Annotated in this window: 21 protein-coding genes and 1 riboswitch; of the genes, 10 read left to right on the plus strand and 11 right to left on the minus strand. The window is 71.7% G+C overall.

Features of this window, described 5'->3' with window-relative positions:
- Positions 1-37: 37 nt before the first annotated feature.
- Together ACSHWO_RS11870 and nagB are read left to right on the plus strand one after the other, a co-directional pair.
- Entirely contained in the window at positions 38-799 is a 762-nt protein-coding gene (locus ACSHWO_RS11870; RefSeq protein WP_361089074.1) for an SDR family oxidoreductase, read from the plus strand.
- Between the two features lie 141 nt (positions 800-940).
- Entirely contained in the window at positions 941-1,726 is a 786-nt protein-coding gene (gene nagB / locus ACSHWO_RS11875; RefSeq protein ID WP_438311693.1) for a glucosamine-6-phosphate deaminase, read from the plus strand.
- Positions 1,727-1,880: 154 nt separating this feature from the next.
- Here the strand turns inward: nagB and ACSHWO_RS11880 are convergent, their stop codons facing one another.
- From ACSHWO_RS11880 to ACSHWO_RS11895, 4 genes are all read right to left on the minus strand, one after another.
- Positions 1,881-3,374, minus strand: coding sequence for a glycoside hydrolase family 3 protein (locus ACSHWO_RS11880; protein WP_438311695.1), 1,494 nt, complete (start codon positions 3,372-3,374; stop codon positions 1,881-1,883).
- Positions 3,375-3,380: 6 nt separating this feature from the next.
- Positions 3,381-4,217: a carbohydrate ABC transporter permease gene (locus ACSHWO_RS11885; RefSeq protein WP_361089320.1), complete on the minus strand. Its 837-nt coding sequence runs from the start codon at positions 4,215-4,217 to the stop codon at positions 3,381-3,383.
- 32 nt (positions 4,218-4,249) lie between these two features.
- Complete coding sequence (locus ACSHWO_RS11890; protein WP_438311697.1) at positions 4,250-5,284, minus strand: carbohydrate ABC transporter permease; 1,035 nt, start codon at positions 5,282-5,284, stop codon at positions 4,250-4,252.
- A 154-nt stretch (positions 5,285-5,438) separates the two neighbouring features.
- Positions 5,439-6,725, minus strand: a complete 1,287-nt coding sequence (locus tag ACSHWO_RS11895) for an extracellular solute-binding protein (RefSeq protein WP_361089082.1) — start codon at positions 6,723-6,725, stop codon at positions 5,439-5,441.
- Between the two features lie 300 nt (positions 6,726-7,025).
- On the opposite strand from ACSHWO_RS11895, the gene ACSHWO_RS11900 reads away from it, so the two are divergent.
- From ACSHWO_RS11900 to ACSHWO_RS11910, 3 genes are all read left to right on the plus strand, one after another.
- Positions 7,026-7,790 (plus strand): GntR family transcriptional regulator, encoded by a 765-nt coding sequence (locus ACSHWO_RS11900; protein WP_385849086.1) that lies wholly within the window; start codon positions 7,026-7,028, stop codon positions 7,788-7,790.
- A gap of 192 nt (positions 7,791-7,982) precedes the next feature.
- The gene (locus ACSHWO_RS11905) at positions 7,983-10,136 is read left to right on the plus strand and encodes a carbon starvation CstA family protein (RefSeq protein WP_438311699.1); all 2,154 of its coding nucleotides are present in this window, start codon (positions 7,983-7,985) and stop codon (positions 10,134-10,136) included.
- Positions 10,133-10,336: a YbdD/YjiX family protein gene (locus tag ACSHWO_RS11910; RefSeq protein ID WP_438311701.1), complete on the plus strand. Its 204-nt coding sequence runs from the start codon at positions 10,133-10,135 to the stop codon at positions 10,334-10,336. The genes ACSHWO_RS11905 and ACSHWO_RS11910 overlap by 4 nt, the downstream gene beginning before the upstream one ends.
- A gap of 63 nt (positions 10,337-10,399) precedes the next feature.
- Here the strand turns inward: ACSHWO_RS11910 and ACSHWO_RS11915 are convergent, their stop codons facing one another.
- Positions 10,400-10,981 (minus strand): Uma2 family endonuclease, encoded by a 582-nt coding sequence (locus tag ACSHWO_RS11915; RefSeq protein ID WP_438311703.1) that lies wholly within the window; start codon positions 10,979-10,981, stop codon positions 10,400-10,402.
- Positions 10,982-11,059: 78 nt separating this feature from the next.
- Here ACSHWO_RS11915 and ACSHWO_RS11920 point away from each other — a divergent pair, with 78 nt between their 5' ends.
- From ACSHWO_RS11920 to ACSHWO_RS11930, 3 genes are all read left to right on the plus strand, one after another.
- Positions 11,060-11,557, plus strand: coding sequence for a GNAT family N-acetyltransferase (locus ACSHWO_RS11920; protein WP_438311706.1), 498 nt, complete (start codon positions 11,060-11,062; stop codon positions 11,555-11,557).
- A gap of 66 nt (positions 11,558-11,623) precedes the next feature.
- Positions 11,624-11,746: riboswitch (cobalamin riboswitch) on the plus strand.
- Between the two features lie 147 nt (positions 11,747-11,893).
- The gene (locus ACSHWO_RS11925) at positions 11,894-14,305 is read left to right on the plus strand and encodes a ribonucleoside-diphosphate reductase subunit alpha (protein WP_385849099.1); all 2,412 of its coding nucleotides are present in this window, start codon (positions 11,894-11,896) and stop codon (positions 14,303-14,305) included.
- Positions 14,305-15,318, plus strand: a complete 1,014-nt coding sequence (locus ACSHWO_RS11930) for a ribonucleotide-diphosphate reductase subunit beta (protein ID WP_385849102.1) — start codon at positions 14,305-14,307, stop codon at positions 15,316-15,318. Before ACSHWO_RS11925 ends, ACSHWO_RS11930 begins: the two co-directional genes overlap by 1 nt.
- 76 nt (positions 15,319-15,394) lie before the next feature.
- Here ACSHWO_RS11930 and def read toward each other — a convergent pair whose 3' ends face one another.
- The 6 genes from def to ACSHWO_RS11960 all read right to left on the minus strand — a co-directional run bounded on the left by def (position 15,395) and on the right by ACSHWO_RS11960 (position 20,163).
- The gene (def, locus tag ACSHWO_RS11935) at positions 15,395-16,030 is read right to left on the minus strand and encodes a peptide deformylase (RefSeq protein ID WP_361089092.1); all 636 of its coding nucleotides are present in this window, start codon (positions 16,028-16,030) and stop codon (positions 15,395-15,397) included.
- 65 nt (positions 16,031-16,095) lie between these two features.
- Positions 16,096-17,085 (minus strand): tetratricopeptide repeat protein, encoded by a 990-nt coding sequence (locus ACSHWO_RS11940; protein ID WP_361089094.1) that lies wholly within the window; start codon positions 17,083-17,085, stop codon positions 16,096-16,098.
- 285 nt (positions 17,086-17,370) lie between these two features.
- Positions 17,371-17,673: a mycothiol system anti-sigma-R factor gene (gene rsrA / locus ACSHWO_RS11945; protein WP_179172862.1), complete on the minus strand. Its 303-nt coding sequence runs from the start codon at positions 17,671-17,673 to the stop codon at positions 17,371-17,373.
- Positions 17,670-18,314, minus strand: a complete 645-nt coding sequence (locus tag ACSHWO_RS11950) for a sigma-70 family RNA polymerase sigma factor (RefSeq protein ID WP_361089324.1) — start codon at positions 18,312-18,314, stop codon at positions 17,670-17,672. Before ACSHWO_RS11950 ends, rsrA begins: the two co-directional genes overlap by 4 nt.
- Positions 18,315-18,583: 269 nt before the next feature.
- Positions 18,584-19,285: an alpha/beta hydrolase family protein gene (locus tag ACSHWO_RS11955; RefSeq protein ID WP_438311710.1), complete on the minus strand. Its 702-nt coding sequence runs from the start codon at positions 19,283-19,285 to the stop codon at positions 18,584-18,586.
- Between the two features lie 59 nt (positions 19,286-19,344).
- The gene (locus ACSHWO_RS11960; RefSeq protein ID WP_438311713.1) at positions 19,345-20,163 is read right to left on the minus strand and encodes an SOS response-associated peptidase; all 819 of its coding nucleotides are present in this window, start codon (positions 20,161-20,163) and stop codon (positions 19,345-19,347) included.
- Between the two features lie 53 nt (positions 20,164-20,216).
- On the opposite strand from ACSHWO_RS11960, the gene ACSHWO_RS11965 reads away from it, so the two are divergent.
- The gene (locus ACSHWO_RS11965; protein WP_385849105.1) at positions 20,217-20,930 is read left to right on the plus strand and encodes a M50 family metallopeptidase; all 714 of its coding nucleotides are present in this window, start codon (positions 20,217-20,219) and stop codon (positions 20,928-20,930) included.
- A gap of 65 nt (positions 20,931-20,995) precedes the next feature.
- A complete protein-coding gene (gene aroA, locus ACSHWO_RS11970) occupies positions 20,996-22,333 on the plus strand; it encodes a 3-phosphoshikimate 1-carboxyvinyltransferase (protein WP_361089102.1) in 1,338 nt (445 codons plus the stop codon).
- Positions 22,334-22,338: the final 5 nt, after the last annotated feature.

Raw genomic sequence — 22,338 nt, forward strand, 5'->3', positions numbered from 1 at the left:
TGTAGCGACCACTAGTAAATGTGAAGGGGGGCGCGTCATGGGCGTGCTCAGCGGCAGGACGGCACTGGTCACGGGCGGCAGCCGGGGCATCGGACGGGCGATCGCGCAGCGACTCGCACGCGACGGGGCGCTGGTCGCGGTGCACTACGGGCAGAACGACGCGGCGGCCGGGGAGACGGTGGCGGCGATCACCGCCGCCGGCGGGCGGGCGTTCGCGATCCGCGCGGAGCTCGGGGTGCCGGGCGACGCCGAGGCGCTGTGGGCGGCGTACGAGGCCCACCCGCTGCACACCGCCGAGGTGGACGTCCTGGTCAACAACGCGGGCGCCCCGGCCTTCGCGGGCATCGCGGAGACGGACGAGGAGACCTACGACCGGGTGCAGGCCCTCAACGCCAAGGCGCCGTTCTTCGTGATCCGGCACGGGCTGGCCCGACTGCGGGACGGCGGCCGGATCGTCAACGTGACCGGCACGCCGGACATCGCCCTGCCGGCGATCCTGGCCACGATCGCGGCGAAGGGCGCGGTCAATGCGCTGACCCGGTCCCTCGCCGCCGAGCTGGCCCCGCGCGGGATCACCGTGAACTCGGTGGGCCCGGGCATCACCGACACCGACCTGAACGCGGCCTGGCTCGCGGACCCCGCGGCGCGGGCGCACGCCTCCTCCCGGTCGGTCTTCCACCGGCTGGGCACGGCGGAGGAGGTCGCCGACGTGGTGGCCTTCCTGGCCTCGCCGGACTCCCGCTGGGTCACCGGCCAGCACCTGAACGCGACCGGAGGACTCCAACTGGCCCTGCTCTGAGGGTGCGGGCGGGGCGCCGGGAGGCCGGGCGCGGGGATCGGGACCACCATGGATTCCGGGCGGAATCCACGGCCTGAGCCGCCCCGGCTCTGCTAGATTGGTCTATACCACATACCCGTACTCCAGATCGGCAGGCCCCGCGTGGAAGTTGTCATCGTCCCGGACGCCAAGGCAGGCGGAGAGCTCATCGCGGAGGCCATCGCCGCGCTGCTGCGCCGCAAGCCCGACGCCCTGCTCGGCGTGGCGACGGGCTCTACCCCGCTGCCCGTCTACGCGGCCCTCACGGCCAAGGTGCGGGCCGGCGAGGTCGACGTCGCCCGGGCCCGCGTCTGCCAGCTCGACGAGTACGTCGGCCTGCCGGCCGGGCACCCGGAGTCCTACCGGGCCACCGTGCTCCGCGAGGTCGTCGAGCCCCTCGGCCTGTCCGAGGAGTCCTTCATGGGCCCCGACGGCTCCGCCGGGGACCTGGTCGCCGCGTGCGAGGAGTACGACCGCGCCCTCGCCGGGGCGGGCGGCGTCGACCTCCAGCTGCTGGGCATAGGCACCGACGGGCACATCGGCTTCAACGAGCCGTGCTCCTCGCTCTCCTCCCGCACCCGCATCAAGACGCTCACGGAGCAGACCCGCGTGGACAACGCGCGCTTCTTCGACGACGACCTGGGGCAGGTGCCGCACCACGTCATCACCCAGGGCATCGGCACCATCCTCGACGCCCGCCACCTGGTCCTCCTCGCCACCGGCGAGGGCAAGGCCGAGGCCGTGGCGCAGACCGTCGAGGGCCCGCTGTCCGCGCTGGTCCCGGCCTCCGCGCTGCAGCTGCACCGGCACGCGACCGTCGTCGTGGACGAGGCCGCCGCCTCCGAGCTGAAGCTCGCGGACTACTTCCGCCACACCTACGCCAACAAGCCCGTCTGGCAGGGCCTGTAGAGCACAGGACGAACGATCCGCACGGACGGAAGGCCGGGCCCCCTCCACGGGGCCCGGCCTTCCGCCGTCTCCGGCGCCGCCGGTCCGCCGGCGCCCCACGCACCGGCGGACCGGCGGGCGGGGCGGCGGGGCGGCGGGGCGGGCGGCCCGGCGGCTATCCGCGCGCGATGACCTCCGCCGCCGCGCGCCCGCACACCCGGGCGGCCCCGTGCGTGGCGATGTACAGGGCGCCGCGCGGCTCGGCCCGCGGCAACCCCATCTCGACCACGACCGTCTCGGGCCGGGCGGCCACCAGCGCGTCGAGGACCTCGGCCATCCAGGGGTGCCGGTGCGCGTCACGGACGACGGCGACCACGGTGCGGCCGCCGGCCGCGGCCAGGACGTCGCCGGCCGCGGAGCCCTCCTGGTAGACGCCCGCCCCGGTCCCCGGCACCAGCGCGGCCAGCTCGGCGGCCACGCCCCAGGGGGTCTCGTCACCCACCGCGATGTTGGCGACGGGCGCGAGCGTGGCGACGTACGGGTCCGGGACCGGCCCGCGACCGCCGCCGGAGACGAGCAGCGCCCGCCGGGCCGCCTCCAGGCCGATGCCGGGCGCGCCCCCCTCCGGCGCGCCCGGCACGGCGGGGGCGGGGCGGACCGAGCGGGTCCACTCGGCCAGCGCCCGGACCCGGGCGGCCGCGTCGGCGAGCCGCTCCTCGGGGAGCGCGCCCTCGTGCACGGCGGCGACCAGGGCGTCGCGGAGGCGGAGCACGGTGGCCTCGTCGGCGAGGCCACCGCCCACGCAGATCGCGTCGGCGCCGGCGGCGACGGCGAGGACGGAGCCGCGCTCGATGCCGTACGTCCCGGCGATGGCGTTCATCTCCATGCCGTCGGTGACGATCAGGCCCTCGTAGCCCAGCTCCTTGCGCAGCAGCCCGGTCAGGACCTGCGGGCTCAGGGTGGCCGGCCGGGTGGGGTCGAGGGCCGGCACCAGGATGTGGGCGCTCATCACGGCCTTGGTGCCGGCCTCGATGGCGGCCCGGAACGGGACCAGCTCGCGGACGGCCAGGGTCTCCAGGTCGACGTCGATGCGCGGCAGCGCGTGGTGCGAGTCGACGCTGGTGTCGCCGTGGCCCGGGAAGTGCTTGGTGCAGGCGGCGACGCCGGCGGCCTGGAGGCCCTCGACGTACGCGGCGGTGTGCCGGGCGGCGAGGGCGGTGTCGGCGCCGAAGGACCGGACGCCGATGACCGGGTTGTCGGGGTTGGAGTTGACGTCGGCGGACGGGGCCCAGTTGAGGTTGACCCCGCAGTCGGCGAGGCGTCGGCCCAGCTCGCGGGCGACGCCCCGGGTCAGGTCGGTGTCGTCGACGGCGCCCAGGGCCAGGTTGCCGGGGAAGGAGGAGCCGCCGCGGACCTCCAGGCGGGTGACGTCGCCGCCCTCCTCGTCGATGGCGACGAGCACGTCGTCCCGCTCGGCCCGCAGCTGCGCGGTGAGCGCGGCGAGCTGCTCCGGCGAGGCGACGTTGCGGCCGAACAGCCCGACCGAGGTGAGGCCCTCGGCGACCCGGCGCAGCAGCCAGGCGGGGGCTGTGGTGCCCTCGAAGCCCGGCTGGAGGACGGCGAGCGCGTCGCGGGTGAGGGTGTCGGTGCGGTGCGCAAGGACGGTCATGGGTCGTTATCCCTTCACGGCGCCGGAGGTCATGCCGCCGACGGCCTTGCGCTGGAGGAAGACGAAGATGACCAGGACCGGGACCGCGAAGAGCGAGGACGCGGCCATGGTGGCGCCCCAGTCGTTGCCGAAGGCGGTCTGGAACTGGGTCAGCCACAGCGGCAGGGTCTGCGCCGCCTTGTCCTTGTTGAGGATCAGGACCATGGCGAACTCGTTCCAGGCGGTGATGAAGCCGAAGAGCGAGGTGGACATCAGGCCCGGCGCCAGCAGCGGGAGGATCACCTTGCGGAAGGCCTGGCCGCGGGTGCAGCCGTCGATCTGGGCGGCCTCCTCCAGCGTCACCGGGACGGCGGCGATGAAGCCGCGCAGGGTCCAGATGGTGAAGGGCAGGACCATCACGAAGTAGATCGCCGTCAGCAGGGCGAGGCTGTTCAGCATCTCGGCGTCGCGGGCGATCATGTACATCGCGATGACCATGACCTCCCAGGGGGCCATCTGCGCCATCATCACGCCGAGGACGAGGCCCTTGCGGCCCCTGAACCTCATGCGGGCGATCGCGAAGCTCGCGGCGAGCGCCACGAGCAGCGCCAGCAGCACGGCCCCGACGGTGACCAGCAGGCTGTTGCGCACGTACGTCCAGAACAGCTCGACGCCGGTGGCCTTGGCGAAGTTGTGGTACGTCGGGGTGAAGACGAAGACGGGGTCCTTGGTGAGGATCTCGCCGGACGGCTTGAGGGCCGAGGAGAACATCCAGTAGACGGGGAAGACGAAGACCACGGCCAGGACCAGGGCGCCGACGTTCTTCGCGACGGCTCCCGGGCGGACCGGGCGGCGGGTGCGCAGCCGCGGCGCGGGCTTCGGGGCGGTGGTGGTGCTCACTGCTCCTCCTCCTGCTTCAGGATCAGGCGGAAGTAGAAGGACATGACGACCACGAGCATCACGATCGTCAGGACGGATATCGCTGCCGCGAGCGCGTAGTGGCCCTGGCTCTGGCCCTCGACGAAGGCGAAGACGGGCAGGGTCTCCGAGGCCCGGTCGGGGCCGCCGCGGTTCATCGCGTACACCTGGGTGAAGGCCTTGAACACCCAGATCACCTCGAGGAAGGTGGTGATCAGGAAGAACGGCCTGAGGTTGGGGAAGACGACCTGCCAGAACGTCTGCCAGCCGTTCGCGCCGTCCATCCGCGCGGCCTCGTACAGCTCGGCGCCGACGGTGGTCAGGCCGGCGTACATGTTGAGGGCGACGAAGGGGACGGAGCCCCAGACCACCAGGATCGTGACGATCACGAGGGTGGACCAGCCGGTCTCGAACCAGTTGTGCTGCTCGTACCCGGAGAAGCCGAGCGTGCGCATGACCCAGTTCATGACGCCGAACTGCTCGTCGAACAGCCACTGGAAGACGGTCACGGAGGCGACGATCGGCATCGCCCAGGCCATCACCAGGGCCATCGACAGGACCAGGCGCATCCGCTTCCCCAGCCGGTTGAGCAGCAGGCCGAGGAGGCTGCCGATCGCCATGATGAGCGCGACGTTGGCGGCGGTGAAGGCGAAGGTGCGCACGACGACGGTCCAGAAGTGCCCGTCGCCCAGCAGCTGGGTGTAGTTCTCTACGCCGTTGAAGGGCGCCCTGCGCTGGATGAACTCGATCCTGTCGACCTTCTGGAAGGACAGGACGACGTTCTTGGCCAGCGGGTACAGGAGCAGCGCGGCCATGCTGAGCACCGCCGGCGCGACCAGCAGGTACGGCAGCCATCCCGCGGGCGGCGCGGGCCTGGCCGCGCGAGGAGACGGGGCCTTGCGCCCGGCCCCGGTGGGTTGCGGCCGCCGTGGTGCCCCCGACGTGTGCGGCCCGCCGGACTCGTGGGGTGCGTCCTGTGGAGCGGTCGCCGCTCCCTGGGAGTGCACGGTCATGTCTTGGTTTCCTCGCGGTTGGCTGTGGCGACCGGCGTCCGTCGCACCCGGGTCGGCCGCGGGCGGGCGTCGCGTGCGTCTGTCCGTGCGACCGGGGGTACGGCGGGCGCAGCCGGCGCCCGCCGCACCCCCCGGTGCAGGTGCGGTGCGGGTGTTACTTGTTGATGCGGCTCGCGATGTCCTTGTCCGCGTCGGCGCCCGCCTTGGCGGCGTCCTCGCCCTTGAGGACCTTGGTCATGAACTCCTTGATCGGGTTGGGCTCGGTCTCGACGTTCGCCCAGCCCGGGGTGACCGGGGTGATCTTGCCGTTGACGCCGCCCTTGGCCATGGCCTCGGCGAAGGAGCCCGCGGCCGGGGCGAAGTTGGCGGCGGCCTGGTTCGGCAGCAGCGCGCCCTTGACCTCGGCGGCGTACTTCGTCATCTGGTCCTTGCCGGTGGCCAGGGCCAGCCACTCCTTGGCGAGCTCCTTGTTCTTGGAGCGCTCGGCGACGGCGAGGTTCGAGCCGCCGAGGAAGACGGTGCCCGGCTTGTCAGCCGTCTTGCCGGGGATCGGGAAGTAGCCGAAGTCGGCCTCCTTGCCCGCCTCCTTCAGGGCCTTCTCCGCGCCGCCGGCCTCCCAGCCGAGACCGATCCAGGACGCGACGCCGCCCTTGGGGACGATGTCGGTGGACTGCTGCGGGGTGGCCTCGTCCTTGTCCTTCGGGGCGGTGGAGTAGGACTGGAGCTTCTTGTAGAAGTCCATCGCGGAGGCGGCCTGCGGGGTGCCGAGCCCGCCCTTCCACTTGCCGCCGTCCTTGACGGCGAGGTCGCCGCCCTCGTCCCAGATCAGACCGGCGAGCACGTACCAGCTCTGGCCGGGGAGGTAGATCGGCTGCGTGGCGGGGTCGGCGGCCTTGAGCTTGTCCAGGCCGGCGATCCACTCGTCGCGGGTCTTCGGCGGGGTGACGCCGGCCTTCTCGAAGGCCTTCTTGTCGTAGACGACGACGCGGTTGGCCGCGTACCACGGGGCGGAGTAGAGCTTGCCCTCGTACTCGGCGGAGGAGAGCATGCTCTTCTGCCAGGCGTCGGCGCCGAGCTTGCCCTTCTCCTTGCTCAGGTCGGCGAGGCCGCCGGTGACCGCGTAGCCGGCGGTCTGGGTGTTGCCGAGCTCCAGGACGTCCGGCGGGGTGTTCTCGGAGAGGGCGGTGGTGACCTTCTCCTGGATGCCCTTCCAGGCCTGGACCTCGACCTTGACCGTCACACCGGGGTGTTTGGCCGAGAACTCCTTGTTGACCTCGTCGATCCAGGCCTTGGGTGCGGATCCGTCCATCACCCAGACGGTGATCTCCTTGGCGCCGCCCGCGTCGGCCGTTCCCTTGTCGTCGCCGCCCCCGTTGCCGCACGCCGCGACACCGGCCATCATGCCCGCGACACCGACCGCCGCGATGAGCTTGCGCTTCACGCCACCCTCCTCAGGGATGCTGCCTGCAACTTCCCTCGCCCGCCGCGGTGATGCACCGAGTACTGCACAAGTACTGCCCGTGGGGCCGGGATCTGATCCATATTGGTGTAGACCAGTAACCGGAGCTTGGCCTAGACCTTTAGGGGTGTCAAGGGTCTAATGATTGGGTGCCGCGTCCGTTACCGGACCGACACCTGGGGGAGGACGAAGGCCCGTCCCCTCACCCGTGTCACCATGTGACCGCACATATCGGAGGAGCCGGTGACGGCAGCGAAACTGGAGTCGGGAAGGCGGGCGGCGATGGCCACCGAAGGGGCGAGCACCGAGCCGGAGGGCGGAGCGGCCACTCGCACCGCACGCGTGCCCAAGTACTACCGACTCAAGCGGCACTTGCTCGACATGACGGAAACACTGCCGCCCGGCACGCCCGTCCCGCCCGAGCGCACCCTCGCGGCCGAGTTCGACACCTCCCGCACCACCGTGCGCCAGGCCCTGCAGGAACTCGTCGTCGAGGGCCGGCTGGAGCGCATCCAGGGCAAGGGCACCTTCGTGGCGAAGCCCAAGGTCTCCCAGCCGCTGCAACTCTCCTCCTACACGGAGGACATGCGGGCGCAGGGCCTGGAGCCCACCTCGCAGCTCCTGGACATCGGCTACGTGACCGCCGACGACACCCTCGCCGGACTGCTCAAGATCGCCACGGGCGGGCGCGTCCTGCGCATCGAGCGGCTGCGCCTCGCCAGCGGCGAGCCGATGGCCATCGAGACCACCCACCTGTCGGCCAAGCGCTTCCCCGCGCTGCGCCGCTCGCTGGCCAAGTACACCTCGCTCTACACCGCCCTCGCCGAGGTGTACGGGGTACGGCTCGCCGAGGCCGAGGAGACCATCGAGACCTCCCTGGCCACCCCGCGCGAGGCCGGGCTCCTCGGCACGGACGTCGGCCTGCCGATGCTGATGCTCTCCCGGCACTCCCTCGACGCCGACGGGGAGCCGGTCGAGTGGGTGCGGTCGGTGTACCGCGGAGATCGTTACAAATTCGTCGCCCGACTCCAGCGCCCCGCCCTATGATCCGTAGTTGACTCTCGTTCCGCTATACGGACGGGGGCTTACGTTCACCGGTCGGGCCCCCGTAGATTCCCTGCGCTTGCGCAGATGATCAACGAGGGGACGAGGGTCATGCCGGAACCGGAAGCAACAGACACCCAACGGAGCGCGGCGAGTTCGGGCACGGCACCGGACTCGCCCTCCGCAGCAGGCCGCATGACCCCGAAGTCGGTCGCCGTCTGGGTGCTCGTCGCCCTCGTCGGGGCCATCGGCTGGGCCGTGCTCGCACTCTCCCGCGGCGAAGAGGTCTCCGCCGCCTGGCTGCTCGCCGCCGCGCTCGGCTCGTACGCCATCGGCTACCGCTTCTACGCGCGCTTCATCGCGGACCGGGTCCTGCGGGTCGACAAGACCCGGGCCACCCCCGCCGAACGCCTCGACAACGGTGTCGACTTCCACCCGACCGACCGCCGGGTGCTCTTCGGCCACCACTTCGCCGCCGTCGCGGGCGCCGGACCGCTCGTCGGCCCCGTGCTCGCCGCGCAGATGGGCTACCTGCCCGGCACCATCTGGATCGTCGCCGGCGTGATCTTCGCGGGGGCCGTCCAGGACATGGTCACCCTCTTCTTCTCCACCCGGCGCGACGGCCGCTCGCTCGGCCAGATGGCCCGGGACGAGATCGGCCCCGTGGGCGGAGCCGCCGCCCTCGTCGCCGTGTTCGCCATCATGATCATCCTGCTGGCGGTGCTGGCCCTGGTCATCGTCAACGCGCTGGCGCACTCGCCCTGGGGCGTCTTCTCCATCGGCATGACCATCCCGATCGCCCTCTTCATGGGCTTCTACCTGCGCGTGCTGAGGCCGGGCCGGGTCACCGAGGTCTCCGTCATCGGCGTCGCCCTGCTGCTGCTCGCGATCGTCGCGGGCGGCTGGGTCGCCGAGTCCTCGCTGGCGGACACCTTCACCCTGGAGAAGGAAACGCTGATCATCTGGATGGTCGCGTACGGCTTCATCGCCTCGGTGCTGCCGGTGTGGATGCTGCTCGCGCCCCGCGACTACCTCTCCACCTTCATGAAGATCGGCACGATCGCGATGCTCGCCCTCGGCGTGGTCATCGCCATGCCGACCCTGCGGATGCCCTCGATCACCGACTTCGCCGCCCGCGGGGACGGCCCGGTCTTCGCCGGGTCGATGTTCCCCTTCGTCTTCATCACCATCGCCTGCGGCGCGCTGTCCGGCTTCCACTCCCTGGTCTCCTCGGGCACCACCCCGAAGATGATCCAGAAGGAGACCCAGGTCCGGGTCATCGGCTACGGCTCCATGCTGACCGAGTCGTTCGTCGCCGTCATGGCGATGATCTGCGCCTGCATCGTCGAGCCCGGTCTGTTCTTCGCCGTCAACTCCCCCGGCGGAGTCGTCGGGACCACGGTCCAGACCGCCTCCGAGGCGGTCACGAACCTCGGGTTCAGCGTCTCGCCCGAATTCCTCGCCCAGGCCGCGAAGGACGTCGAGGAGGCCACCCTGCTGTCCCGCACGGGCGGCGCGCCGACCTTCGCACTCGGAATGTCGGAGATCTTCTCGGCCGTCCTCGGCGGCGCCGGCATGAAGGCCTTCTGGTACCACTTCGCCATCATGTTCGAGGCCCTGTTCATCCTGACCACGCTGGACGCGGGCACCCGCGTCGGCCGGTTCATGCTCCAGGACACCCTCGGCAACGTGCACAAGTCCTTCAAGGACATCAGCTGGAAGCCCGGCGTCTGGCTGACCAGCGCGCTCGTCGTCGGCGCCTGGGGATACTTCCTGTGGGTCGGCGTCAAGGACCCGCTGGGCGGCATCAACCAGCTCTTCCCGCTGTTCGGCATCGCGAACCAGCTGCTCGCCGCGGTGGCCCTGGCCGTCTGCACGACCCTGCTGGTCAAGTCCGGTCGGCTCAGGTGGGCCTGGGTGACCGGTGTGCCGCTCGCCTGGGACGTGGCCGTCACCCTCACCGCCAGCTGGCAGAAGGTCTTCTCGGACGACGTGAAGGTCGGCTTCTTCGCCCAGCGCGACAAGTACCAGGACGGCATCGACGCCGGCAAGGTGCTCGCACCCGCGAAGAACATGGACGAGATGCACACGGTGGTCCTCAACGCCACCGTCGACGGCGTCCTGTCCGCGCTGTTCGCGGTCCTGATCGTCATCGTGCTGCTGGACGCGGCCCGCACCTGCGTCCGCGCCGTCCGCAGCCCCGAATCGGTCCGGCTGACCGAGGTCCCGTGGACCGAGTCGAGGATCATCGCTCCGGCCGGGCTCCTCGCCACCCCGCAGGAACGGGCCGAACTCGCCGCCGCCGGCCTCGACTCGGGCGGCGGCCGCACGAAGGAGCCCGTGGCGTGAGCGGCGGCGCGGTGCGCGGCGCGCTGGCGAAGGCGCGGTTCTACCTGCGGGAGTTCTCGGGCGAGGCGGCGTACGACCGGTACGTCGCGCACGCCCGCTCCCACGACCCGGGCGCCGAGGTCATGACCCGCCGCGCCTTCGAACGCGCCCGTACGGACGCCCGCGAGGCGGACCCCCGCTCGGGCTTCCGCTGCTGCTGAGCGATGCGCTTGCGCGAGAAGGGCCCACCGGATCGCCGGCAGGGCCCTTCTCATACCGCGGGGTCAGCGCACCCAGTCCTTGAGGGGATCGGTCTGGAGCGTGATGCCAACGGGGTCGGGCAGCTCGATCTCCTTGCCAAACGGCACTGTGCGCACGTTCTCGTATCGTGGCCCGCTGGGCTCGCTGTGGACGGACATCTCGCACTTGGCCCGATCGATCAGCAAGTAGACGGGAATGCCGGCCTCCGCATAGGCGCGGGGCTTCTCCCGACGGTCCCGGCGGTCGGTGTCAGAGTCCCACGAGGTCACTTCGACAACCATCAGGACAGGGTCTGGGTCACACCAGTCACCCTGCCCCACGAACGCCTGGCTGGGCGCCAGCACGCCATCCGGAATGGCCCGCCCAGCACGATATCGATCGACCTTGATGCCCTGGTTGTGCAGGAAGAGTTCAGGTCGGTGCTGCATGCAGACCCTCAGCAGCCACTGGATGATCATCCCGTGGTCCCCATCCGGCATCGCCTTGACCCCCAGCTTCCCGCCGATGAACTCCAGCCTCAACCCCTCGATCTCGCGGGCGGCTATCCGGGCGAGGGTTTCGAACTCTTCAGTCAGGATCTGGGGACGTTCGGTCATCACGGTCATGCCTCGCTCGCCTTCCTCGACGGTGCTGCTTCCGACGATAGCGCCGGGCGCCCGCCCCCGTCCGGCACACTCGGCGGCATGGACATCGACATCCGCGTCGCCGCGACCGCCGAGTACGAACGACTGGGAGAGATCACCGGGCAGGCCTACACCGGCGACGGGCTGCTCGACCGGAACGAGGACGACAGCTACCTGAACGTCCTGCGCGACGTGGCCGGCCGGGCCGGCCACGGCGAGGTGCTCGTCGCCGTCCGGGGCGGGGAGGTGCTCGGCGGGGTGACCTTCGCCCCGCCCGGGAGCCCCCTCGCCGACGTCGCCGGGCCGCACGAGGCCGAGTTCCGGATGCTGGCCGTGGCGCCCGAGGCGCGCGGCGCGGGCGTCGGAGAGGCCCTCGTACGGGCGTGCATCGGGCGGGCCCGGGCCCTCGACGGGGTCACCGCGCTGACCCTGTCCACCCAGCCTGCGATGCGCGGCGCCCAGCGGATCTACGCCCGCCTGGGCTTCGTCCGCACCCCGGAACTGGACTGGTCCCCGATCCCCGCACTGACCCTGCTCACCTACCGACTGGAGCTGTGAGGCCACGCTCAGCAAAGGGGCGGACACAACATCTAGGGGGTCACACAGAAACCTCCCCCCACATGTATGCTCATCCTCGCTGTCGCCGCAGGGGAATCCGGTGCGAATCCGGAACTGTCCCGCAACGGTATGAAGTACACCCATCGGTGTCACCGAAGTCCGACGACCTGCCGACAGTGCGCCCGGCTCGACCGAACCGGGTGCCGACCACGTCCGGGCCCCGCGGTAGGGCCGGTGGACGCCGCGCGGTGCTGCCCTGACGGGCCCTTGCCCGCGCGCGCCCGCTCGCGCCCGCACCGCCGCCGTCCCGGAGCCGAGCGAGGGAGAGCTCCCCCCGTGACCATCGCGCCTTCCGCACCGCGCGCCGAGTCCGACCCGTCCGACAACGGAACTGAGGGGGGCCCCGGGGCCGCGCTGCTGCGCACCCTCACCGAGCTGACCGCCGACCTTCCCGACACCGACCCCGGCCGGGTCGCCGCCGCCGCCCTGCGCGGCCGCAGCGCGGCCGCCGACGAGGCCGAGCTGCGCGGGCTGGCCACCGAGGCCGCGGCCGGTCTGATCTCCGAGGACCCGGCCTACTCCCGGCTCGCCGCCCGCCTGCTGACGATCGCCGTCGCCGAGGAGGCCGCGGGCCAGGGCGCCACCTCCTTCTCCGCCTCGGTCGAGGTCGGCCACCGCGAGGGCCTGATCGCCGACCGCACCGCCGAGTTCGTCCGGCTGCACGCGGCCCGCCTCGACGCGCTGGTCGAGCACACCCTCGGCGAGGGCGCCGACGACCGCTTCGGCTTCTTCGGCCTGCGCACCCTGCACAGCCGCTACCTGCTGCGCCACCCGATCACCCGCCAGGTCATCGAGACCCCGCAGCACTTCATGCTGCGCGTGGCCTGCGGCCTCGCCGAGAACGACGGCATCGAGGCGGTCGAGGAAGTCGCCTCCCTGTACCGGCTGATGAGCCGCCTGGACTACCTGCCGTCCTCCCCCACGCTCTTCAACTCCGGCACCCGGCACCCGCAGATGTCCTCCTGCTACCTGCTGGACTCCCCGCTGGACGAGCTCGACTCGATCTACGACCGCTACCACCAGGTCGCGCGCCTGTCGAAGCACGCCGGCGGCATCGGCCTGTCGTACTCCCGCATCCGCGCCCGCGGTTCGCTGATCCGCGGCACCAACGGCCACTCCAACGGCATCGTCCCGTTCCTGAAGACCCTCGACGCCTCCGTCGCCGCCGTGAACCAGGGCGGCCGCCGCAAGGGTGCCGCCGCCGTCTACCTGGAGACCTGGCACGCGGACATCGAGGAGTTCCTGGAGCTGCGCGACAACACCGGTGAGGACGCCCGGCGTACGCACAACCTGAACCTGGCGCACTGGATCCCGGACGAGTTCATGCGCCGCGTGAACGCCGACGGCGAGTGGTCGCTGTTCTCCCCGGCCGACGTGCCCGAGCTGGTGGACCTGTACGGCGACGAGTTCGACGCCGCCTACGTCAAGGCCGAGCAGGCGGGCCTGGCCAAGAAGACCATGCCGGCCCGCGAGCTGTACGGCCGCATGATGCGCACCCTCGCGCAGACCGGCCAGGGCTGGATGACCTTCAAGGACGCCTCCAACCGGACCGCGAACCAGACCGCCCTGCCGGGCACGGTCGTCCACTCCTCCAACCTGTGCACCGAGATCATCGAGGTCACCAACGACGGCGAGACGGCCGTCTGCAACCTCGGCTCGGTCAACCTCGGCGCGTTCGTCCTCGCCGAGACGGGCGAGATGGACTGGGAGCGCCTGGACGAGACCGTCCGCACCGCCGTGACCTTCCTCGACCGGGTCGTGGACATCAACTTCTACCCGACCGAGGAGGCCGGCCGCTCCAACGCCAAGTGGCGCCCGGTGGGTCTGGGCGCCATGGGCCTCCAGGACGTCTTCTTCAAGCTGCGCCTGCCCTTCGACTCCGCCGCGGCCAAGGCCCTCTCCACGAAGATCGCCGAGCGGATCATGCTGGCGGCCTACGAGGCCTCCGCCGACCTCGCCGAGAAGCACGGCACCCTCCCGGCCTGGGAGCAGACCCGTACCGCCCAGGGCGTGCTGCACCCCGACCACTACGGTGTCGAGCTCACCTGGCCGGAGCGCTGGGACGCGCTGCGCGCCCGGATCGCGACGACCGGCATGCGCAACTCGCTGCTGCTGGCCATCGCGCCGACCGCGACGATCGCCTCGATCGCCGGCGTGTACGAGTGCATCGAGCCGCAGGTGTCCAACCTGTTCAAGCGCGAGACGCTGTCGGGCGAGTTCCTCCAGGTCAACGGCTACCTGGTGGAGGACCTGAAGAAGCTCGGCGTGTGGGACGCCCAGACCCGGGAGGCGCTGCGCGACTCCTCCGGCTCGGTCCAGGGCTTCAGCTGGATCCCGGCCGAGGTCCGCGAGCTGTACCGCACGGCGTGGGAGATCCCGCAGCGCGGCCTGATCGACATGGCGGCGGCCCGTACGCCGTACCTGGACCAGTCGCAGTCGCTGAACCTGTTCATGGAGACGCCGACCATCGGCAAGCTGTCGTCGATGTACGCGTACGCCTGGAAGCAGGGCCTGAAGACCACGTACTACCTGCGCTCGCGCCCCGCGACGAGGATCGCGCGCGCCGCGTCCGGCACCGCCGTCCCGGCCGCCGTCCCGGCGACCGCCACGCCCCTCCCGCAGGCCCTCGACGCCGAGGCGCTGGCCTGCTCCCTTGAGAACCCCGAGTCCTGCGAGGCCTGCCAGTAATGAGCTCCACCGACAAGAACCTCCTGGACCCGGGCTTCGAGCTGACGCTCCGCCCGATGCGCTACCCGGACTTCTACGAGCGCTACCGGGACGCGATCAAGAACACGTGGACGGTGGAGGAGGTCGACCTCCACTCGGACGTCGCCGACCTGGCGAAGCTGACGCCCGCCGAGCAGCACATGATCGGCCGGCTGGTGGCGTTCTTCGCGACGGGCGACTCGATCGTGGCGAACAACCTGGTCCTGACGCTGTACAAGCACATCAACTCCCCGGAGGCGCGCCTGTACCTGTCGCGCCAGCTGTTCGAGGAGGCCGTGCACGTCCAGTTCTACCTGACGCTGCTCGACACCTACCTGCCCGACCCGGACGACCGGGCGGCCGCGTTCGCCGCGGTGGAGAACATCCCCTCCATCCGCGAGAAGGCCCAGTTCTGCTTCAAGTGGATGGACTCGGTCGAGAAGATCGAGCGGCTGGAGACGAAGGCCGACCGCCGCCGCTTCCTGCTGAACCTGATCTGCTTCGCCGCGTGCATCGAGGGCCTGTTCTTCTACGGTGCCTTCGCCTACGTGTACTGGTTCCGGTCGCGCGGTCTGCTGCACGGCCTGGCCACCGGCACCAACTGGGTGTTCCGCGACGAGACCATGCACATGAACTTCGCGTTCGAGGTCGTGGACACGGTCCGCAAGGAGGAGCCCGACCTCTTCGACGACGAGCTCCAGCAGCAGGTCACGGACATGCTGAGGGAAGCCGTCGAGGCGGAGCTGCAGTTCGGCCGCGACCTGTGCGGTGACGGCCTGCCGGGCATGAACACCGAGTCGATGCGCGAGTACCTGGAGTGCGTCGCCGACCAGCGCCTGGTCCGCCTGGGCTTCCCCCCGGTGTACGGCTCGCAGAACCCGTTCTCCTTCATGGAGCTGCAGGGCGTCCAGGAGCTGACGAACTTCTTCGAGCGCCGTCCGTCGGCCTACCAGGTCGCCGTCGAGGGCACGGTCGACCTGGACGAGGACTTCTGACCCGTACCGGCCGAACGCCGAGGGGCCCGCTCCGGATCCGATCCGGGGCGGGCCCCTCGGGCGTGTGGGGCGCGCGTCAGTCGTTCGGGACGGTCTCGTACCGGGGGGTGCCCTCGGCCATCTGGCGCAGGGCGTCCTTGCGGTCCCGCTTGGAGAGCCGGTCGATGTACAGGTAGCCGTACAGGTGGTCGGTCTCGTGCTGCAGGCAGCGGGCGAAGTAGCCGGTGCCCCGCACCTTGATCGGGTTGCCCTGGGCGTCCTGGCCGGTGACCTCGGCGTAGTCGGGGCGGGCCAGCGAGGCGTACGCGGTGGGGACCGACAGGCAGCCCTCGTTGGAGTCGTCGAGCACGCGGGCGGCGGCCGGCAGCTCCACGAGCTTCGGGTTGACCACGACACCGGTGTGGCGGACGCCCTCGTCGTCCGGGCAGTCGTAGACGAAGACCTTGGCGTCGACGCCGATCTGGTTCGCGGCCAGGCCGACGCCCTCCGCGGCCCGCTGGCTGGCGAACATGTCGTCGATCAGCTGCGCCAGCTCGTCGCCGAACTCGGTGACGTCCTTGCACTCGCTGTGCAGCACCGGGTTGCCGACGACCGTGATCGGGCGGGCGGTACCGCGCTCGCGGTGGGCGAGCTCGCGCGCCTCACAGTCCTCGGTGTCCACGACGTAACCGTCGTCGTCCACCGCGATGACCTCGTTCTCCTGCTGCGCCATGTTCCGACGTACGCCTTCCGTAAGTCCACCCGTTCCGATGTGCCGGTACAGCCTACGGTGCCCGGTCAGCAGACTTCTTCGAGATCCCGCCACTCACGGGTGTCCGGGCTGTCCGCGACCCAGCCGTCGAGCAGCCCGCGCACCAGGCCGGCCGGTGCGGCGATCCCGCATTCGCGTTCGGGGACCCACAGCGAGCCGGAGCCGGCCGTGCGGTGCCCGAGCGGGCCGGGGTGGCCGGGTTCGCTGTGGTCATGGGGGTCCAGGTGCTCGCCGTCGCCCTCGCCGCTCGGCATCACGCTCTCCGAACAGGTCCGGCACAGCAGCCGCACCGAGGAGGACCAGTCCTCGGCGGCGAAGCCCGCGTCCGAGGCGAGCTGTTCCAGGGCGTCGCGGTCGGTCTCGGTGGCCGCCTCCAGCAGCACCACCCAGGTCGGTACCGGGGACGGCGCCCACAGCTCGATCTCGTCGAAGACGGGGTAGGCGGGGCCGGCCGCGGTGACCCGCTCGCCGTTGGGGACCCCGTCGTGCAGCACGACCTCGCCCCAGCGCCGGCCGGACGAGGGCAGCGGGATGGACAGCACCTCGATGCGGGCCGGGTCCAGCCGCCGGCCCCAGACCACCTCGGCCTCGCCCTCCGGGGACAGCCGGACGGCGGCGCTGCCGAGCTCCATGCCGACGGGTTCGCCGCCCTTGCCGTGCGGGTCCCCGGGCACCTTCAGCCCGTACGCCTGCCAGGCCCGCCGGGCCAGCGGCCAGTCCTGCAGGGCGGTCGCGGCGATGCCGACGTTCCACCAGTCCGGGGCTCCGGTCCCGCGGTCCAGCAGGGCCACGGCCCGCAGCCCGGCGGCCCGCGCCTGCTCCCAGTCGTGCCGGAACTTGTGCAGCAGGGCCAGGTTGAACCAGGACTCCGACAGCCAGGGCTCCAGATCGGCGGCCCTGGTCAGCAGTGCACCCGCGTCCTCGTACCGGCCGTCGCCGATCAGCGTGAACGCGCGGTCGGTGGCCTGCCGCCACGAGGCGGAGGGCCTATGCCGTACCTTCCCGAAGATCCTCACGATTCCCGCCTGCTTGGGGGCACCCCCAGCGGTGGCTGGGGAACGACTTGCAGCCTTGCGGACACCCTCACGGACGCTCCTACTCGCATCCAACCATGCCCACTCGGACGGCCGCTCATTACCCATGGGTTACCCAGGTGGGGCAGGATCAACTCTGTCACGTCCCACCTGGCCGGAACCCTGGCGGGGTACCCGCCGGAGACAGACGGACGCCCCCGGGATTGGCGCCTTCGGGTGAACGGAGGGGCCTTCCGGGGGCGGGGTCGCCTTCGGTCGTCGGCGTCGTCAGCCGGCGGCGGGGTCCGCGGTGACGTCGTGGTCGGGCACCGCCTGCCCCGAGCGGATCAGCTCGATCCGCCCCATCACCTTGGAGCGCAGGTCGCTCGGCACGTCGTCCGATCCGCAGCAGCGCTTCACCAGCTTCTTCACGGCCTGCTCCAGGCCGTACTTCTCCAGGCAGGGGTTGCACTCGCCGAAGTGCGTCTCGAACTTCGTGCAGTCGCTGTCCGGCATCTCGTGGTCCAGGAACTCGTAGAGGTGGTCAAGTACCTCCGAGCACTCCGTCTCGTGCGGCTCTCCGCAGCTCATGAGCCCGAGCCTTTCAGGTCGTTCGACTCTCCCGCGCCCGCCGGGACCAGCCCGCGCTCGCGGGCGTAGTCCTCCAGCAGTCCGCGGAGTTGACGGCGGCCACGGTGCAGTCGCGACATGACCGTACCGATGGGTGTACCCATGATGTCCGCGATCTCCTTGTACGCAAAGCCCTCTACGTCGGCGAGATAGACCGCGATGCGGAACTCCTCCGGAATGGCCTGAAGCGCTTCCTTCACATCGGAATCGGGCAGGTGGTCGAGCGCCTGCGACTCGGCCGAGCGCAGTCCCGTCGACATGTGCGACTCGGCGCGCGCCAGCTGCCAGTCCTCGATCTCCTCCGCCGCACTGCGCTGCGGCTCGCGCTGCTTCTTGCGGTAGGAGTTGATGAAGGTGTTGGTCAGAATGCGGTAGAGCCACGCCTTGAGGTTGGTGCCCTCACGGAACTGGTGGAAGGACGCGTACGCCTTGGCGTACGTCTCCTGGACCAGGTCCTCGGCGTCGGCCGGATTGCGCGTCATGCGCAGCGCGGCCGAGTACATCTGGTCGAGGTAACCGAGGGCGTCCCGCTCGAAGCGCGCGTTGCGCCCGGCGGTCGTCTCCTCCACGTGGCCCTCCTCGGTCCCAGCGACAGGACCCACCTCCTCCGACTGCGCGGCGGCTCCGAAAGCGGACCCGCTCGAATCGGAGAATAGTCGACCTTCCCGGCCCTCCGCCGCCCGGAGCGGGCTGCGCTTGGGCGCGGGGAGGACCGTCCATTCCAGCCCAGCAGCCTGCGGACGGTCCTGGCTGATGACCTGGGTCATGCGGCTCCCTCTCCTCCGACGAGATCCTGTGCGTTCCGACATCCCGCACAACAGAAGGGTCGGGCCGCGCATTCCCGGCGGGGCGCGCGGGGTCGGGCTCTGTGTCAGGTCGTACGGGCGGGGGGTGCGGCGGCGCCTGATCGGGCGGACCGGCGGGGCAGCGCTTCCAGCCAGCCGGCCACGGCCCGCGTGATCACGGCGAGGGCCTCGTCCTGCGTCTGCTCCGCCTTCTTCGGCACGGCGAAGCCGTGGTCCCCTTGTGCCACCTCGGCCAGCTCGTACGGTTCCGGCCCGGCCGGCGGCGGGAACTCCTCCGGCCGCCCGAACGGGTCCCGGGCGCCCTGGACGACCAGCGTGGGCAGCCCGGCCCCGGTCAGCTCCTCGGCCCGGGACTTCTCGGGCTTGCCCGGCGGGTGCAGCGGGAAGGCCAGCGCCAGCACCCCGGCCGCGCCGAGTGCGGCGCCGGTCCGGCAGGCCACCCGGGCCCCGGCGCTGCGCCCGCCCGCCACCACGGGCAGCCCGGGCCGCTCCAGCGCCGGCCACAGCGCGTGCCAGCCCTCGTCGAGCACCTTGGGCGCGGCCGCGACCTTCTTTCCGGCGACCCTCCAGGGTTGCTCGACCAGGGCCACGGTGATCCCGCGGGCGGGCAGGGCGGCGGCCAGCGCCTGCAGGTCGCGCGCCTCGATGCCGCCGCCCGCCCCGTGACCGAGGGCCAGGACGAGCCGGGCCCCGGGTGCGGGGTGCCAGGTGATGCGGGCCTCGCCCGCCGGGGTGGGGACGCTCTCGGTGCGGGTGCGCGTGGTCATGCCCCCATCCTGCCCGGCGCGGGGGCGAGGAGGCGGGAGGTGGGAGGGCTGGGAGGGGGCTAGAAGAGGGTGCCCTCTTCCGGCGCGTCCAGTTCCGCCAGCAGCTCCGGCCCGTTGTTGCGCACGCTGCTGACGGCGGTGGAGACCGGGAAGGCGCGCATCAGCCCGCCGGGCGGCGGGGCGAGCAGCTCCTGCAGCGAGCCGTCGACGTCGGTGTTCGCCGGGTCCAGCCAGGCGTCCCAGCGGTCCGGGGTGAGCATCAGCGGCATCCGGGGGTGGATCTCGGCGAGCGAGCGCGGCCCGTCGGCGGGGGCGGCGGCCAGCGGTGCGGTCTCGGCCTCGGCGGTGATCACCGAGCATGTCGCCCACCAGGCCTGCGGGTGGGCGTCGGGCAGGGTGCGGTCGCGCCAGAACTCGTAGATGCCGGCCATGGCGAAGACGGAGCCGTCGGCGGGGAGCACGAAGTACGGCTGCTTGCGGGCCCGCTTCCGTTTCCCCTCGACCTCCAGCAGGCGCTCGTCATGGCCGGTGACCCACTCGTAGTACCCGTCGGCGGGGATGATGCAGCGGCGCTGCATGAAGGGGCGGCGGAAGGACGGCTTCTCGGCGAGGGTCTCGGACCGGGCGTTTATCATCCGGGCCGCGCCGTCGGGGTTCTCGGCCCAGGACGGGACGAGGCCCCACCGCAGGACGCGCAGCTGGCGAACCGGACGCGGGCTCGGGGCGTCTTTGAGGGGGCGGTCGAGGACGACGTGGACCTGCTTCGTCGGCGCCACGTTCCAGTCGGGGGCCAGGGTCTCCTCGGGCTCCCACCGCTCGACGCCGAAGATCCGGGCCAGGTCCTCGGGCCCGCGGCCCGCCGCATACCGTCCGCACATGGCTGCCACACTGCCATGTCATCCGATCCTCACCGCAAGGAGTCCGCCGCTTTATGGACAGCACCACGCCGGCCGGCCTGTGGGACCGGCTCACGGGCATACAGACCCCGCCGGCCCTCTGGCTGGTGATCGTGACGGGCCTGGCCGCCCTGGCGCTCGTGGCGCCGCACCCGGTGTGGCGGGTGTCCCGCAACGCCGTGACCATCGCGCACGAGGGCGGCCACGGCCTGCTGGCGCTGCTGACGGGCCGGCGCCTCGACGGGATCCGGCTGCACTCGGACACCAGCGGCGTCACCGTCAGCCGCGGCAAGCCGACCGGCCTCGGGATGATCCTGACGGCCGCCGCCGGGTACACGGCGCCCTCGCTGCTGGGGCTCGGCGGGGCCGCGCTGCTGTCGGCCCAGCGGACCACGCTGCTGCTGTGGGCGGCCACCGCGCTGCTGCTGACGATGCTGGTGATGATCCGCAACGCGTACGGCGCCCTGACGGTGGTGCTGGCGGGCGGCACGTTCGTCCTGGTCTCCTGGCTCGCCGCGGCCGAGGTGCAGGCGGCGTTCGCGTACGCGGCCGTGTGGTTCCTGCTGCTGGGCGGCGTGCGGCCGGTGTTCGAGCTGGGGGCCAAGCGCCGGCACGGCGGGGCGCCGGACTCCGACGCGGACCAGTTGGGCCGCCTCACCCACACGCACCCGGTGCTGTGGCTGTTCCTCTTCCACGCCGTCGCGCTGTGCTCGCTGATCGGCGGCGCACGCTGGCTTCTCAACCTCTGAGACCGCTCGGCGGGGCACGGCTCGATCACGATCAGCGCCCGGGCGGAGCCACTAAAGTGGTGGCCATGACCCAGACCCCCGCGCTCCCCGCCCTCTGGCCTGCCCCGCACGCCGACGGCACCGTCCACGCCACCGTCACCGTGCCCGGGTCGAAGTCGGTCACTAACCGGGCCCTGGTCCTCGCGGCGCTCTCCGCGGAGCCCGGCTGGGTGCGCCGCCCGCTGCGCTCGCGGGACTCGCAGCTGATGGCGGACGCGCTGCGGGCCATGGGCGTGGGCATCGAGGAGACCGTCTCCTCCAGCTCCGGCGACGGCGCGGGCGGCGAGGCCTGGCGGATCATCCCGGCGGCCCTGCACGGCCCGGCCACCGTGGACGTCGGCAACGCCGGCACGGTCATGCGCTTCCTGCCGCCGGTCGCCACCCTCGCCGACGGCGACATCCGCTTCGACGGCGACCCGCGGTCCTACGAGCGTCCGCTCGGCCAGGTCATCACCGCCCTGCGCGGGCTGGGTGCCCGCATCGACGACGGCGGCCGCGGCGCGCTGCCGCTGACCGTGCAGGGCGGCGGGGCGCTGGAGGGCGGCTCGGTCGAGCTCGACGCGAGCAACTCGTCCCAGTTCATCTCCGCGCTGCTGCTCGCCGCCCCGCGGTTCAACCAGGGCGTGGAGGTGCGGCACGTCGGCGCGACCCTGCCCTCGATGCCGCACATCCGGATGACGGTGGAGATGCTGCGCGCGGCCGGCGCCCGGGTCGACACGCCGGAGGCGGGTGGCGAGCCGAACGTGTGGCGGGTGGCGCCGAGCGCGCTGCTGGGCCGCGACATGGTGGTCGAGCCGGACCTGTCGAACGCCCAGCCGTTCCTGGCGGCGGCCCTGATCACGGGCGGCACGGTCACCATCCCGGACTGGCCTCGCCGCACCACGCAGCCCGGCGACGAGCTGCGCCGGATCTTCACGGAGATGGGCGGCTCCTGCGAGCTGACCGACGCCGGCCTGGTCTTCACGGGCACCGGCAAGATCCACGGCATCGACGTGGACCTGGGCGAGGTCGGCGAGCTGACGCCCGGCATCGCGGCCGTCGCCGCTCTGGCCGACTCCCCGTCCACCCTGCGCGGGGTGGCGCACCTCCGGCTGCACGAGACGGACCGGTTGGCGGCCCTGACCGCGGAGATCAACGGGCTCGGCGGCGAGGTCACGGAGACCGCCGACGGCCTGCACATCCGCCCGCGCCCGCTGCACGGCGGCGTGTTCCACACCTACGACGACCACCGGATGGCCACCGCGGGCGCCGTGCTCGGCCTGGCGGTCGAGGGCGTGCAGATCGAGAACGTGGCGACGACCGCGAAGACGCTGCCGGACTTCCCGAGGATGTGGACGGACATGCTCGCGGGCTCGGGAGCGTAGGTCCG

The sequence above is a fragment of the Streptomyces pallidus (ex Mingjun et al. 2026) genome, from assembly GCF_051550185.1.
Lineage (GTDB): Bacteria > Actinomycetota > Actinomycetes > Streptomycetales > Streptomycetaceae > Streptomyces.

Excerpts from the sequence above, each read along its gene's own strand:
- ACSHWO_RS11870 (WP_361089074.1), top strand. The coding sequence starts at position 38 with ATGGGCGTGCTCAGCGGCAGGACGGCACTGGTCACGGGCGGCAGCCGG.
- ACSHWO_RS11880 (WP_438311695.1), bottom strand. The coding sequence starts at position 3,374 with ATGACCGTCCTTGCGCACCGCACCGACACCCTCACCCGCGACGCGCTC.
- ACSHWO_RS11890 (WP_438311697.1), bottom strand. The coding sequence starts at position 5,284 with ATGACCGTGCACTCCCAGGGAGCGGCGACCGCTCCACAGGACGCACCC.
- ACSHWO_RS11900 (WP_385849086.1), top strand. The coding sequence starts at position 7,026 with ATGGCCACCGAAGGGGCGAGCACCGAGCCGGAGGGCGGAGCGGCCACT.
- ACSHWO_RS11905 (WP_438311699.1), top strand. The coding sequence starts at position 7,983 with ATGACCCCGAAGTCGGTCGCCGTCTGGGTGCTCGTCGCCCTCGTCGGG.
- ACSHWO_RS11915 (WP_438311703.1), bottom strand. The coding sequence starts at position 10,981 with ATGACCGTGATGACCGAACGTCCCCAGATCCTGACTGAAGAGTTCGAA.
- ACSHWO_RS11920 (WP_438311706.1), top strand. The coding sequence starts at position 11,060 with ATGGACATCGACATCCGCGTCGCCGCGACCGCCGAGTACGAACGACTG.
- ACSHWO_RS11930 (WP_385849102.1), top strand. The coding sequence starts at position 14,305 with ATGAGCTCCACCGACAAGAACCTCCTGGACCCGGGCTTCGAGCTGACG.
- def (WP_361089092.1), bottom strand. The coding sequence starts at position 16,030 with ATGGCGCAGCAGGAGAACGAGGTCATCGCGGTGGACGACGACGGTTAC.
- rsrA (WP_179172862.1), bottom strand. The coding sequence starts at position 17,673 with ATGAGCTGCGGAGAGCCGCACGAGACGGAGTGCTCGGAGGTACTTGAC.
- ACSHWO_RS11955 (WP_438311710.1), bottom strand. The coding sequence starts at position 19,285 with ATGACCACGCGCACCCGCACCGAGAGCGTCCCCACCCCGGCGGGCGAG.
- ACSHWO_RS11960 (WP_438311713.1), bottom strand. The coding sequence starts at position 20,163 with ATGTGCGGACGGTATGCGGCGGGCCGCGGGCCCGAGGACCTGGCCCGG.
- ACSHWO_RS11965 (WP_385849105.1), top strand. The coding sequence starts at position 20,217 with ATGGACAGCACCACGCCGGCCGGCCTGTGGGACCGGCTCACGGGCATA.
- aroA (WP_361089102.1), top strand. The coding sequence starts at position 20,996 with ATGACCCAGACCCCCGCGCTCCCCGCCCTCTGGCCTGCCCCGCACGCC.